Source organism: Kitasatospora sp. MBT66 (genome assembly GCF_000710405.2).
Classification (GTDB): domain Bacteria; phylum Actinomycetota; class Actinomycetes; order Streptomycetales; family Streptomycetaceae; genus Kitasatospora; species Kitasatospora purpeofusca.
In genome coordinates, this window is record NZ_JAIY01000016.1 from 531,813 (window position 1) to 545,040 (window position 13,228).

Here is a 13,228-nt window from a genome sequence, read left to right on the forward strand (position 1 = left end):
ACCACCCGCGCCGCGCTGCTGCCCGAACCGCGCCCGCTCGCCGACGCGGTGCTCGCCGCCGTCGGCCAGGCCTGCCGCTCGGCCGGCCTGGACCCGGCCGACCCCGACGGCGGCCCGCCCGTGCTGCTCGCCCTGCACAGCGACCGGCACACCCGGGCCACCCTGGCCGAGGTCTCCGCCGGGACCACCGCCCGCTGGGGCGGCCCGGGAGTCCTGCGCGGCTACACCGGCGCCTGCGTGGCGGCCGGAACCGCCGTCGCCGACGCCGCCCAGCTGGTCGCCTCCGGCCGCCGGACCCGGGTGCTGGTCGCCGCCGGGCACCTGGTCGAGCCGGGCGTCTTCGCCGCCTTCGACGCCGGCCGGGCGCTCGCCCGGGACGGCGAACTGCGCCCGTTCAGCACCGGCCGAAGCGGCACCCTGCTCGGTGACGCGGCGGTCGCCGTGCTGGTCGAGGCCGAGCCGGAGGCCGAACGGCGCGGCGCCCCCGTGCTGGCCCGGCTGGCCGGCTGGGGCCGGGCCGGGGACGCCCACCACGTCTGCCGCCCCGAACCGGCGGGCGACGGCGTGGCCCGGGCGATCGGGGCCGCGCTCGACCGGGCCGGCATCGCGCCGGAGGAGGTCGACTACGTCAACGCCAACGGCACCGGCTCGACCCTCTCCGACCACGCCGAGGCCCTCGCCCTGCGGCGGGTCTTCGGCGAACACACCGACCGACTGCCGGTCAGCTCCAGCAAGGCCGTGCACGGCCACGCCCTGGAAGCCTCCGCGCTGCTCGAACTCGTGGTCACCATCGGCGCCTTGACCGACGGCCTGCTGCCGGTCAACGCCGGCTGGCTGGGCCCGGACCCGGAGATCGGCCTGGACCTCGTCCTGGACGGCCCGCGCACCGCCCGGCCGCGCTACGCGCTCACCCTCAACTCCGCCTTCGGCGGCGCCAACACCGCACTCCTGGTGGCCGCCCGATGACCGCGCTGCGCATCCTCGCCGAGGCCGCCTGGCCCGACCCCGAAGCCCGCGGGCCCGAGCAACTGCCGCCGCTGCCCGGCTTCTCCGCGTCCTCCTTCAACCCGCTGGTCGCCGAGACCGCCGAACGGTGTCTGCGCGCCCGCCACGGTGACGCTCCCGCGCCCGGCCGGACGGCACTGCTGCTGGCCAGCGCGAGCGGCGACCTCGCCACCGCCCGGGCCATCGAGGAGGCCGCCGCCGACACCGCCCGGCGGATGCCTCCGCTGCTGTTCTTCCAGTCCAACCCGAACGCCGTGCTCGGCCACATCGCCGCCCGCTGGGGCCTCACCGGCCCCGTGGTGGCGATCTGCCCGGACCGGCCCCCGCCACCCGGACGGGTCCCCCAGGACGCGCTGGACCTGGCGGAGCTGCTGCTCGCCGACGGCGACGCCGACCAGGTGCTCGTCATCGCCGCCGAGCAGGCGGAGCAGACCGACGAGGACGCCGACGGCACCGACCGCGCGGTGGCCCTCCTGGTCACCACCGCCTGACCGGATCCCGGACCGACCCGCAGCACGAACCCCCAGCACGAACCCCCAGCACGAGTCCGCAGCACGAACCCGCAGCTCGAACCCGACGTACCGACCGAAGCACCGACCCGAACCCGCCACCCCGCTCCGCCCCAGCCCCACCCCTGCGCACCCAGCGGCGCGAGCGGTCCCCCGCCCGCCGCGTCCCGCCGCAGCACGCCCGCACGCCCGCACCTCGGGAGGGATCCACCCCGTGAGCATCCGCAGTATCCGCACCCTGCTGGCGGACGACCCGGCCGTCGGCGCCGGCAACGTCCTCACCCGCCGCATCGAACTCGGCCTCGGCCTCGACGAGCCGCTGCTGACCTTCGACACCCCGGTGGACGAGCACGCCGCCTGGCAGCCGCTGACCCTCACCGAGCTGGACCGCGCCGTCCGGGCCCGGGCCGCCGCCCTGCACGCCCTCGGCATCGGCCGCCGCGACCCGGTGGTGGTGTACGCCGGCGACGCCGCCGACCAGGTCCTCGCCTTCCTCGCGCTGGCCCGGATCGGCGCCATCCCCGCGCTGCTCAACCCGAACCTGGACGGCGAGCGGGCCGCCCGCTACATCGCCAAGCTCGGCCCGGTCGGCGTCCTCGCCGACCGGCCGCACCTGGCCGCGCTGGCCGGCCACGAGACCGGCGCCCCCGCGCTGCCGGAGATCGCGACGCTGGGCGCCGGCGACCCCGCGGCCGCCCCCGCGCCCTACCGGCACTCGGCCGACGACCCGGTGGCGATCACCCACTCCTCCGGCACCACCGGACTGCCCAAGGCGGTGGTCCACTCGCACGCGAGCCTCTACGCGGCGATCCGCCACCGCGCCCGGCTGCCCCGCCCGCAGGGGCAGGAGCGGATGCTCAGCGCGCTGCCCGCCCCGCACGCCGCCACCCTGATCGCGGTCAACCTCTCGCTCGCCTCGCACACCCAGCTCGCCGTCCTCTCCAGCCAGTCCGGCGCCGGTGTGCTGGACGCGATCGAGCAGTGGCGCCCCAGCGGCGTGGTCGGCTTCGCCGCCACCTGGGCCGAGCTCGCCCACCACGACCTCACCGCAAGGCAGTTGGACTCCGTCGCACTCTGGTGGAACACCGGCGACTGCGCCCACGAGGTGCACATCCGCCGCCTGGTCGCCGCCGGCAGTCGCGAGTCGGTCACCCGCGAGGGCCGGGTCCGGGTGCCGGGATCGCTGTTCGTGGACGGCCTCGGCTCCACCGAGATGGGCCACTCGCACTTCTTCATCACCCACGGCCCCGGCACCGAGCGCTACGGCCGCTGCGTCGGCCGCCCGCACGCCTTCGTCGACTGCGAGCTGGTCGGCCCGGACGGCGAGCCGCTCGGCCCCGGCGAGGTCGGCGAACTCGCCACCACCTCACCGACCCTGGCGCTCGGCTACTGGAACGACTCGGCCACCACCTACCGCACCCGGCTGCGCGGCCGCTTCCTCACCGGCGACCTCATGTACCGGGACGAGGAGGGCTACTACTACCACGTCGACCGGGCCGTCGACTCGGTCGAACTCGGCGACGGCAAGCGGCTGTTCACCGCCATGTCGGAGGAGAGGGTGCTGGCCGCCCACCCCGACGTGCTGGACTGCACCGTGGTCGCGGTGCGCGACGGCGACCGGGTGGTCACCGATGTGCTGCTGGTCCTCGCCGCCGACGCCGACCCGGACGCCGACCGCACCGAGGCCGTCACCGCAGCCCTGGACGAGGCCGCCGCGGCCACCGTCCGCCAGGTGCTCGTGGTCTCCGGGGACGACATCCCGCTCGGCCCGACCGGCAAGGTGCGCAAGGTGCTGCTGCGGCAGCGCTACCTCGACTCGGTCGCCGCCGTCCCCGTCACCGCAGCCGCTGCCGCCGCCGCGCCGGTGGCCGCCCGATGAGCGCCGCCCGCCGCCCGGGCGCCGTGGTCACCGGCATCGGCCTGGTCACCCCGCTCGGCCGCAAGCCCGCCGAGGTCTTCGAGGCCCTCACCGCCGGCCGCTCCGGCATCCGCGCCGTCCCCGAGGGCCACGCCGCCCACGGCTGGCTGAACGCCGCCGGCATCGCCCCGGCGATCGACGGCCGCGAGGTGCTGCCGCCCACCGAGACCCGCTGCGTGGACCGGTTCGTGCTGCTCGCGCTGGCCGCCGCCGACGACGCCCTCGCCGACGCCGGCCTGGTCGTCGGCCGCGACGCCGACCCGCACCGCACCGCCGTGGTCCTGGCCACCGGCGGCGGCGGACTGGAGACCTTCGAGCAGCAGTCGCAACGCCGGACCGAACGCGGCCGCCCCGGCGTCAGCCCGTACCTGCTGCCCGGCATGCTCTCCAACATGGCCACCGCCCGGATCGCCATCAAGCACGGCATCCGCGGCTTCAGCACGGCCATCGTCACCGCCTGCGCGGCCGGCGCCCAGGCCGTCGCCGAGGGCCTGCGCCTGATCCGCTCCGGCGACGCGGACGTGGTGGTGTGCGGCGGCACCGAATCCTCCCTGCACCCCACCATCGCCGCCGCCTTCACCAACGCCCGTGCCCTGGCGTCCGGTTGGGACGACCCATCGCAGGCGAGCCGGCCGTTCGACAGCCGCCGCAACGGCTTCGTGCTGGGCGAGGGCAGCGCCGTCCTGATCCTGGAGAGCCGCGAGCACGCCGCCGCCCGCGGCGCCGCCGGCTACGCCGAGCTCACCGGCTGGGGCGCCTCCACCGACGCGCACCACCCGACCATGCCGCGCCCCGACGGCGCGGGCGCCGCCGACGCGATGCGCTCCGCCCTCGCCAACGCGGGCCTGGCCCCGGCCGACATCGGCTACGTCAACGCCCACGGCACCGGCACCAAGCTCGGCGACGTCGCCGAGACCGCCGCCCTGCGGTCGGTCTTCGGCGGACACACCCCCGCGGTCAGCTCGACCAAGGGGGCCACCGGTCATCTACTGGGCGCCGCAGGCGCGTTGGAGGCAGCGGTCACCGCCCTGGCGGTGGCCCGGGGGACGCTGCCACCGACCGTCAACCTCACCGAGCCGGACCCGGCCTGCGACCTGGACCACGTCCGGGGCGCCGCCCGTACCGGCCCGCTCACCGCGGCCCTGAGCAACGCCTTCGCCTTCGGCGGGCACAACCTCAGCCTGGTCTTCGAGCCCGCCTCCACCCCGTCCCTCCGCTGACGCCGCCCTGCAGCGCCGCAGCGCGGACACCCGTGCCAGGCCACTCGTCAACTCGCGATCCCCCGGGGAGATCCCGTTGTCCATCCAGTCCATAGCCCACGTCGAGTACCACAGCGCCGACGCCGACGCCACCGCGGCGGGGCTCTGCGCCGACTACGGCTTCACCGCCGTCCCGCCCGAGCCGGAACAGCTCGCCGCGGCCGAGTCCGCGCAGGCCCGCACCGTCCTGGTGCGCCAGGGCAGCATCAAGTTCCTGCTGCGCTCCGCCGCCGACCCCGCGCACCCGGTGGCCCGCTACGCCGCCCGGCACGGCGAGGGCGTCGCCGCCCTCGCGCTGTCCTGCCCCGACCCGCAGGCCGCCCTCGACCGCGCCGAGCGGCACGGCGCCCGCGTCCTGGACCGGGCCGGCGGACTGGTGGCCGGCTTCGGCGACACCGCCCTGCGCTTCGTCCCCGAGGCGCCGGCCGCGGCCGAGCCGGACGGGGCCGGACCGCCGCTGCTGGACGCCCTCGACCACGCCGCGATCTGCCTGCCGGCCGGCCAACTGGCGGACGCGGTGCGCTTCTGCGAGGCCGCGCTCGGCATGCACCGGATCTTCGGCGAGTACATCGAGGTCGGCGAGCAGGCCATGGACTCCAGCGTGGTGCAGAGCGCCTCCGGCGAGGTCACCTTCACCCTGATCGAGCCCGACACCAGCCGCCGGGCCGGCCAGATCGACACCTTCCTCGCCGACCACGACGGCGCGGGCGTCCAGCACCTCGCCTTCCGCACCGGGGACATCGCCACCGCCGTGCGCGGCGCCCGCGAGCGCGGCGTGGCGTTCCTGACCACCCCCGGCACCTACTACGACGCGCTCGCCGAGCGGCTCGGCGCCACCGCCATCCCGGTCGAGACCCTGCGCGAGCTGGACGTCCTGGTGGACCAGGACCACGGCGGGCAGCTGTTCCAGATCTTCGCCCGGTCCACCCACCCCCGCCGGACGTACTTCGTGGAGCTGATCGAGCGCCAGGGCGCCGGCACCTTCGGCACCGCCAACATCAAGGCCCTGTACGAGGCCGTCGAACGGCAGCGCGCCGCCGCCTCCGTCTGAGTCCACCCGCACCGCCCGAAGAGGAGGCCCGACCCCCATGACCACCGCACCCGAGTTCCACCTCACCGAGGCCGAACGCGCCCTGCTGCCCACCCCCGAGGAGGTGGCCGGCTACCTGGAGCACGGCTGGTACCTGTCCCGCCGGCTGTTCAGCGACGAGGAGCTGGACACCCTCCAGGCCGCCACCGAGCACTACTACACCGGCCACCGCGACCGCACCCTGCAGGTCCGCCCGCCGCGGCTGGCCTCCTGGTCGGCCGCGGACGGCCCGGTCCAGCGGCACAACGACTACGTGCACTACGAGAGCGACGCGATCGGCGCGATCCTGCGCAAGCCGCTGCTCGGCGCCGTCGCCGCGCTCCTCGCCGAGGCGGAGGAGGTCCGGGTCTTCCAGGCCACCCTGATCTACAAGCCCCCGGTGCCGGGCGAGCCCAGCAACCACGTGCCGTGGCACTTCGACAAGCACTACTGGCAGACCTCCTCCTCGGACCGGATGCTGACCGCCTTCCTGCCGTTCCACGACTGCAGCGAGGAGAACGGCACCATCACCATGGTCGACGGCAGCCACCGGTGGAAGGAGCTTCCCTCCGGGGAGGACTCCACCCGACACTTCGCCGAGCGCGACAACTCCGAGCTGGACGCCATCCTGGACGCCAACGCGGAGTACAACGGCACCGAGGTCCGCAAGGTCCCGATGGTCATCCCGCGCGGGCACGTCAGCTTCCACCACTGCCGCACCTACCACGGCAGCGGCCCCAACCTGGCCTCCTACCCGCGCCGGGCGGTCTCGCTGCACCTCCAGGACGGCGGCAACGCGTACCAGGCCGCCACCCGTCCGGACGGCGGGCCGGTGGTCTACAACCACGACGTGCTGGTCCGCCGCACCCCCGACGGCCGGCCCGACTACGCCGACCCGGACTACTGCCCGACCGTCTGGCGGGGAGCGCTGTGACCCCTGGGGCACCCGCCGGCACCGCGCCCGCCGACAGCGCGCCCGCCGATACCGCGCCTGTCGACACCGCACCGGCCGGCACCGCACCGGACACCTCGCCCGCCGACGCCCCGCCCGCCGTGGCGGCGCTCGACACGCCCGAGCGGCGGTACCGGATGCTGCGGCTGATCCGCTCCTTCGAGGAGCGGGCCCTCGGCCTGGTCAAGTCCGGGGTGATCACCGGCGGCATCCACCCCTACATCGGGCAGGAGGCCGTCGCGGTCGGCGTCTGCGCCGCGCTCGGCCCCGCCGACCGGCTCGCCTCCACCCACCGCGGCCACGGCCACGTCCTGGCCCGGGGCCTCGACCCGGCCCGGATGCTGGCCGAACTCGCCGGGCGGGTCGGCGGGTCCAACCGGGGCCGGGGCGGCTCGATGCACGCCGCCGACCTGCGGCTGGGCATCCTCGGCGCCAACGGCATCGTCGGCGCCGGCGCCCCGATCGCGGTCGGCGCCGCCTGGGCCGACCGGCAGGCCGGTTCGGACGCGGTCGCGGTGGCGTTCTTCGGCGACGGCGCGCTCAACCAGGGCGTGCTGCTGGAGTCGCTCAACCTGGCCGCGATGTGGCGGCTGCCGGTGCTCTTCGTCTGCGAGAACAACGGCTACGCCACCACCCTGCCGGCCGGCACCGCGGTCGCGGGCAGCGCGGTCGGCCGGGCCGCCGCCTTCGGCATCCCGGCCACCGAGGTCGACGGCATGGACACCGAGGCGGTGCGGGCCGCCGCCGAGGAGGCCGTCGCCCGGGCCCGGAACGGCGGCGGTCCCGCGTTCCTGGAATGCCGCACCTACCGGTTCGAGGGCCACCACACCATGGAACGGCTGATGAAGCTGCACTACCGCACCCCCGAGGAGGTGGCCGCCTGGCGCGAACGCGACCCGCTCCCCCGGGCCGCCGCCGCGATCGGCGCCGGGCGCGCCGCCGCCCTGGACGCCGAGGTCGACGCCCGGCTCGCGGCGGCCGAGGAGTTCGCGCTCGCCTCGCCGCACCCCGACCCGGCCGGCGCCGCCGACCACCTGTACGCCTCCGGCCTGCGGCCCCGGGCGGGGGCGGTCGCATGAGACTGTCGTACACCAAGGCGCTCAACCGGGCGCTGGCCGACGAGTTGGACACCGACCCCGCGGTCTGCGTGTTCGGCGAGGACATCGGCGCCGGGATGGCCGGGCCCACGCTCGGACTGCTGGACCGGTTCGGGTCGGAGCGGATCGTCGACACCCCGCTCTCCGAGCAGGCGTTCACCGCGATGGCGGTCGGCGCGGCACTGGCCGGGCGGCGGCCGGTGCTGGAGTTCCAGATCCCGTCCCTGCTGTTCCTGGTCTTCGAGCAACTCGTCAACCAGGCACACAAGTTCTCGCTGATGAGCGGCGGGCAGTCGGGCGTCCCTCTCACCTGCCTGGTCCCCGGCTCCGGCTCGCGGAGCGGCTGGGCGGGCCAGCACTCGGACCACCCCTACAGCCTGTTCGCGCACTCGGGGGTGAAGACCGTCGTCCCGGCCACGCCGACCGACGCCTACGGGCTGCTCCGCTCGGCGATCCAGGACCCGGACCCGGTGGTGGTGTTCGCCCCGGCCGCCGCGCTGCCGGTCCGCGAGACCGTCACCTGGGACCTCGTCCCGGTGCCGCTCGGCCGGGCCCGGGTGCACCGCGCCGGTACCGACGTCACCCTGGTGGCCGTCGGGCACCTGGTGCACGACGCGCTGGCGGTGGCCGAGGAACTCGCCGGCGAGATCTCGGTCGAGGTGTTCGACCCGCGCACGCTGTACCCGTTCGACTGGGCCGCGCTGGGCGAGTCGCTGGAGCGCACCGGGCGTCTGGTGGTGATCGACGACTCCAACCGCAGCTGCGGGATCGGCGCGGAGGTACTGGCCACCGCCGCCGAGGAGTTCCGACTCACCGCCCCGCCCCGCCGGATCACCCGGCCGGACGGCACGGTACTGCCGTTCGCCCCCGAGCTGGACCGGGCGCTGCAACCCGACCGGGAGCAGCTGCGGCACGCGCTGCGCGCCGTCATGAAGTAGATCCCGCGCTCACCGAGCATCGAGCGCCCCCGGGGGCGGCCACCGAGGCCGCCCCCGGTCGGCGTTCAGAGCACCTTGGGCACGGCCGCGAGCAGCGCCGGGAGCCGGTCCGACGGGTCCCGGTAGCGGTGCAGGGCCGCCCGGCCGTCCGTCCCGCGCAGCCGTGCGGCCAGCCGGGCGGGGACCACCAGCGTGGTGAGGATCCCGGTGCCGCCGAAGCCCTCCACGCTCCACGAGACCCACGGCAGCGGGTAGTTGGCGGTCGGGCTGAAGAACACCGGCCGCTGCCCCTGGAAGCTGGCGTCGTAGAGGCCGAAGCGGCTCCAGTTGGAGAAGCTGAACCGGCGGTGCTGCGGGTCGAAGCCGAGCGGCACGCAGCCGGCCAGCCCGGGGCGGCCCAGCTCGGCCAGGAAGCGGAGGTTGGAGCGCAGGTTGAGGTGCTCCTCCGCGTAGTCCCGCACGGCGGTGCGCAGCGCCCCGGCGAGGGCACCGGGTCCGTCGGCGGGCGTGTACGGCAGGTGGATGTCGCCGAGCAGGTTGCCGATCAGGGTGTCCGGCAGGCCGAGCGGGCGCCGGACGTTGACCGGGACGGTGAGCCAGCGGGTCTCCGGGTCGTTGTCCAACTCCCTGACGGTGTGCACGACATGGGCGCAGACGGCATCGCCGGCGGAGACCTTGTACCCGACCGCCGCGCCGAACTCCTCGCGCATCCGGGCGATCTCGTCGTCCCCGAAGTAGAGCTGCACGGTCCGGTTGGCGCGCGGCCCGGCCGCCACCTCGCGGTCCAGCAGCAGGCGTTCGCTCTCCCCGGGCACCCGGAAGCCGGGGCGCCCGCTGTCCTCGGCGGGCAGCACCCGGTCGAGCAGCGCGTCCTGGTCCTCGACGAGTTCGGCCACCGGCAGTTCCTCGCCCTCGACCGCCGCCGACCAGGCGCGCAGCAGCAGGGCGAAGCTCTGCAGATCGCCGATCGCGTGGTGCCAGGAGCAGCCGAGCACGGTGCCGCCGTCGCCGGTGCGGGTGACCCGGACGCCGAACAGCGGCCCGTCGCCGGTCCGGGCGGCCCGGGCGTCCAGCGGGTCGACGTGCTGCGCGCCGGGCGCGGTGACCCGGCCCATCGACTCGGCGAGGGTGCCGTCGACCCGGTAACTCACCATCGGCACACCGGAGTCGTCGCAGACGGCCTCCAACACCCCGTCGACGGTGCGCAGTCGGCCGGCGAACACCGGGACCCGCTCCAGCGCCCGGGCCAGCCCGGCGGCGAGGCGCTCCTCGTCCAGGGTCCGGTCGAAGAACAGCACGACCGAGACGGAGAGGTCGGCGAGCATGGTGTCGACGAGACCGCAGCGGAGCACCGTCCCGGGCGCGACGCCGGCTCTGACCGTTCGGGTGTCGCGCAACTGCGGCCAGACGCTCAATGGATCCATCCCGGGGCTCGCGTGGCGTGTCGTACGGAGGGCCCCGACGACCGTACAGATCTCCCCGAACGATAGGGCAGTACCCGGGCGGCAATCCAGTGGTCCAGTCCAATTGCCCGGCATAAGCCCGCCCGGCCGCTCCGCACCCTCCGTGACCGGTCCGGGCGGGCGCCGCCGCACGGGGTCACCGGGCGGGGCGACCGGGCCGGGCGGGCGCCGTCGGACTCGTCGACCGGGCCGGGCGGGCGCCGCCCGACTAGACTCCGAAGCATGGGAGAGCGCCCGGGCGCGCCCGACGCGCCGCCCCTGGTCCTCGTCACCGACACGGATTCGCAGTTGCTCGATCCGCGCCGGGCGTACCACGTCGGCCGCGACCCGACCAGCGAGATCGTCCTCGACGACCCCCGGGTCTCCTGGCACCACGCCGTGCTGCACACCACCTCCGACCACTGGCAGCTGGAGGACGTCGGCAGCACCAACGGCACCTTCGCCGACAGTCGCCGGATCCGGTCCGAGGAGGTCGGCCCCGGCACCAGGCTGCGGTTCGGCGACGCGGCGGACGGGCCGTCCGCCACCTTCGCCGGCCTGCCCGCCGCAGCCCCGGCCGAGCGGCCCTCGCTCGTCGTCCCGGCGGTCTCCGGCACCTTCCGCCGGCCCAGCGCCGTGCTGCGGCTGCCCGGCCGGACGGTGCGGATCGGCCGAGCCCCCGACAACGAACTGGTGCTGGAGGACCTCGTCGTCTCCCGGCACCACGCCGAACTGCGCACCCTGCCCGACGGCGGTCACGAGATCGTCGACCTGGGCAGCCACAACGGCACCTACCTCAACGGCCGCCCCGTCCAGCGGGCCCCGATCGGCCCGGCGGACATCGTCGGCATCGGCCACTTCGCGCTCTGCCTCTCCGGCGACGAGCTCGTCGAGTACACCGACACCGGGGAGGTCTCGCTCAATGTGCAGGGCCTGGTCGTGCGCGTCGGCTCCGACCGGCGGGTGCTGCTCGACGACGTCTCCTTCCCGCTCGCCGAGAAGGCCCTGCTCGCCGTGGCCGGCCCCAGCGGCGCCGGCAAGTCCACCCTGCTGAACGCGCTCACCGGGCTGCGTCCGGCCGACGAGGGCACCGTGCTCTACGACGGCCGCGACCTCTACCGCGACTACGCGGAGCTGCGCCGCCGGATCGGCCTGGTGCCGCAGGACGACATCCTGCACACCCAGCTGACCGTCCGCCGCGCGCTCTCCTACGCCGCCGAACTGCGCTTCCCCGGCGACACCGCCAAGGAGGAGCGGGAGGCCAGGGTCTCCGAGGTGATCCACGAACTCGGCCTGGACGCCCGCGCCGACCTGGTGATCTCCAGCCTCTCCGGCGGCCAGCGCAAACGCGTCAGCGTCGCCCTCGAACTGCTCACCAAACCCTCGCTGCTCTTCCTCGACGAGCCCACCTCGGGGCTGGACCCGGGCATGGAGCGCTCGGTGATGCAGATGCTGCGCGGTCTGGCCGACGACGGACGCACCGTCGTCGTGGTCACCCACAGTGTGCTCAGCCTGGACGTCTGCGACCGGCTGCTGGTGCTCGCCCCCGGCGGTCGCACCGCCTACTACGGCCCGCCCGACGAGGCGCTGCCGTTCTTCGGCTTCACCGAGTGGCCGCAGGCCTTCGAGGCGTTCGAGAACGAGGACCACGCGGCCTGGCAGCGCCGGTTCCGGGAGTCGCCCCAGTACGAGCGGTACGTCGCCGCCGGGGCCCTGCCGCCCGGACGGCCGGTCCCGGTGGCCGGTCCCGGGGCGGAGGCCGCCGACAGCATCGGCCCGGAGCAGCCGCAGGGCTGGTTCGCCCAGCTGGGCACACTGATCCGCCGCTACACGGCGGTGCTCGCCGCCGACCGGCTGTTCCTGACCGTGATGATCGCCCTGCCGTTCCTGATCGGCGTGATGTGCCGGGCGATGGCGGGCAGCCGGCTCTCCTCCGACAACGCGCTGAACTGCCTGCTCACGCTCTGCATCGGCGGTCTGCTCACCGGCTCGGCCAACGCGGTGCGCGAGATCGTCAAGGAACGGCCGATCTACCAGCGAGAACGCGTGGTCGGGCTGTCCCGCTCGGCCTATCTGGTGTCCAAGGTGGTGGTGCTCGGCACGATCACGGTGGGGCAGGCCGCCGTACTGACGGTGGTCGGCCTGGCCGGCGTCGATCTCAGCCCGACCCTGGCCAACGGGGTGACGGTGCACAGCGGCGTACTGCTGCCACCACTGGCCGAGCTGATCATCGCGGTGGCGCTGCTGTCCTTCTCCGCGATGATGCTGGGCCTGCTGGTGTCCGCCCTGGTCCGCAAGGAGGAGGCGACGATGCCGCTGCTGGTGCTGCTCTCCGTGGTGCAGATCGTGTTCAGCGGCGCCATGCTGAAGCTGCACGGCGTACCCGGCCTGGAGCAGTTCTCCTGGCTGGTGCCGTCCCGCTGGGGCCTGTCCGCGATGGCCCGCACCGTCGACCTGCACACCGTCCTGCCGACCGCGATCACCGCCGACCCGTTGTTCCGGCAGGACCGGGCGGGGTGGCTGTTCGCGCTGGCCCTGCTGGTCGGGCTCGCGGTGCTGCTGGCCGTCGCCGTGCTCGCCCTGCTGCGGCGGCAGGAGCCGGCGATCATGCGGAAATGAACCGGCGCAAGTGAACCGGAGCGAGTGAACCGGCCCGAGTGAATCAACGCAAGCGAATCAGCGGAAGTGAACCAGCGGAAGCGACCCTGCGGAAGTGACCCTGCCGATGGACGAGTTCGGGTTCCGCCCCACCCATGTGGCCCCACCCGACGGCCTGCCCAGCTGGGCCGCCCCGGACCCGGCGCAACCCGCGTCCCCGCTGGACCCGCTGCTGCCGCTGCAACTGCTCGGCCGCGCCGGGGACTGGGCCCAGGTGCTCTGCTCCAACGGCTGGACCACCTGGGTCGACGGCCGGCTGCTGCTCTCGCTCCCCGGCGTCCCGCCCACCGCCACCGGCCCGCCGGCCCGCACCGCCGACCCGCGCCCCGCCCTCGCCGAGGCGGAGGGCGGCCTGGCCCGCTACCGCTCGCTGCTGGAGGA

10 protein-coding genes and 1 pseudogene are annotated in these 13,228 nt (G+C 75.2%); 10 read left to right on the forward strand and 1 reads right to left on the reverse strand.

Annotated features, from left to right (window positions below; all coding sequences use genetic code 11):
* The 8 genes from BI06_RS38260 to BI06_RS38295 form a co-directional block, all read left to right on the forward strand.
* Positions 1–966: beta-ketoacyl synthase (locus BI06_RS38260; protein WP_043476404.1), on the forward strand; the 966-nt coding region annotated here is incomplete at its 5' end.
* Positions 963–1,496, forward strand: a complete 534-nt coding sequence (locus BI06_RS38265; protein ID WP_030393197.1) for a hypothetical protein — start codon at positions 963–965, stop codon at positions 1,494–1,496. The genes BI06_RS38260 and BI06_RS38265, both read left to right, overlap by 4 nt.
* A gap of 232 nt (positions 1,497–1,728) precedes the next feature.
* Positions 1,729–3,393 carry a class I adenylate-forming enzyme family protein gene (locus tag BI06_RS38270; RefSeq protein ID WP_043475975.1) on the forward strand — a complete coding sequence of 555 codons (1,665 nt, stop codon included), beginning with the start codon at positions 1,729–1,731 and terminating at the stop codon, positions 3,391–3,393.
* Complete coding sequence (locus tag BI06_RS38275) at positions 3,390–4,652, forward strand: beta-ketoacyl synthase (protein WP_030393199.1); 1,263 nt, start codon at positions 3,390–3,392, stop codon at positions 4,650–4,652. The genes BI06_RS38270 and BI06_RS38275 overlap by 4 nt, the downstream gene beginning before the upstream one ends.
* Positions 4,653–4,728: 76 nt before the next feature.
* Positions 4,729–5,742 carry a 4-hydroxyphenylpyruvate dioxygenase gene (gene hppD / locus BI06_RS38280; RefSeq protein WP_037779550.1) on the forward strand — a complete coding sequence of 338 codons (1,014 nt, stop codon included), beginning with the start codon at positions 4,729–4,731 and terminating at the stop codon, positions 5,740–5,742.
* Between the two features lie 37 nt (positions 5,743–5,779).
* Complete coding sequence (locus BI06_RS38285; protein ID WP_043475978.1) at positions 5,780–6,694, forward strand: phytanoyl-CoA dioxygenase family protein; 915 nt, start codon at positions 5,780–5,782, stop codon at positions 6,692–6,694.
* Positions 6,691–7,791: a thiamine pyrophosphate-dependent dehydrogenase E1 component subunit alpha gene (locus BI06_RS38290; RefSeq protein WP_233290457.1), complete on the forward strand. Its 1,101-nt coding sequence runs from the start codon at positions 6,691–6,693 to the stop codon at positions 7,789–7,791. The genes BI06_RS38285 and BI06_RS38290 overlap by 4 nt, the downstream gene beginning before the upstream one ends.
* Entirely contained in the window at positions 7,788–8,747 is a 960-nt protein-coding gene (locus BI06_RS38295; protein ID WP_043475981.1) for an alpha-ketoacid dehydrogenase subunit beta, read from the forward strand. Before BI06_RS38290 ends, BI06_RS38295 begins: the two co-directional genes overlap by 4 nt.
* Before the next feature lie 65 nt (positions 8,748–8,812).
* Here BI06_RS38295 and BI06_RS38300 read toward each other — a convergent pair whose 3' ends face one another.
* Positions 8,813–10,162 (reverse strand): acyltransferase, encoded by a 1,350-nt coding sequence (locus tag BI06_RS38300; RefSeq protein WP_158516513.1) that lies wholly within the window; start codon positions 10,160–10,162, stop codon positions 8,813–8,815.
* A gap of 270 nt (positions 10,163–10,432) precedes the next feature.
* Between BI06_RS38300 and BI06_RS38305 the strand changes: the two genes are divergently transcribed.
* Entirely contained in the window at positions 10,433–12,808 is a 2,376-nt protein-coding gene (locus BI06_RS38305; RefSeq protein WP_043475986.1) for an FHA domain-containing protein, read from the forward strand.
* 106 nt (positions 12,809–12,914) lie between these two features.
* Positions 12,915–13,228 (forward strand): annotated as a pseudogene (locus tag BI06_RS51815) (hypothetical protein); the annotation flags it as partial.

Excerpts from the sequence above, each read along its gene's own strand:
- BI06_RS38265 (WP_030393197.1), top strand. The coding sequence starts at position 963 with ATGACCGCGCTGCGCATCCTCGCCGAGGCCGCCTGGCCCGACCCCGAA.
- BI06_RS38275 (WP_030393199.1), top strand. The coding sequence starts at position 3,390 with ATGAGCGCCGCCCGCCGCCCGGGCGCCGTGGTCACCGGCATCGGCCTG.
- BI06_RS38285 (WP_043475978.1), top strand. The coding sequence starts at position 5,780 with ATGACCACCGCACCCGAGTTCCACCTCACCGAGGCCGAACGCGCCCTG.
- BI06_RS38295 (WP_043475981.1), top strand. The coding sequence starts at position 7,788 with ATGAGACTGTCGTACACCAAGGCGCTCAACCGGGCGCTGGCCGACGAG.
- BI06_RS38305 (WP_043475986.1), top strand. The coding sequence starts at position 10,433 with ATGGGAGAGCGCCCGGGCGCGCCCGACGCGCCGCCCCTGGTCCTCGTC.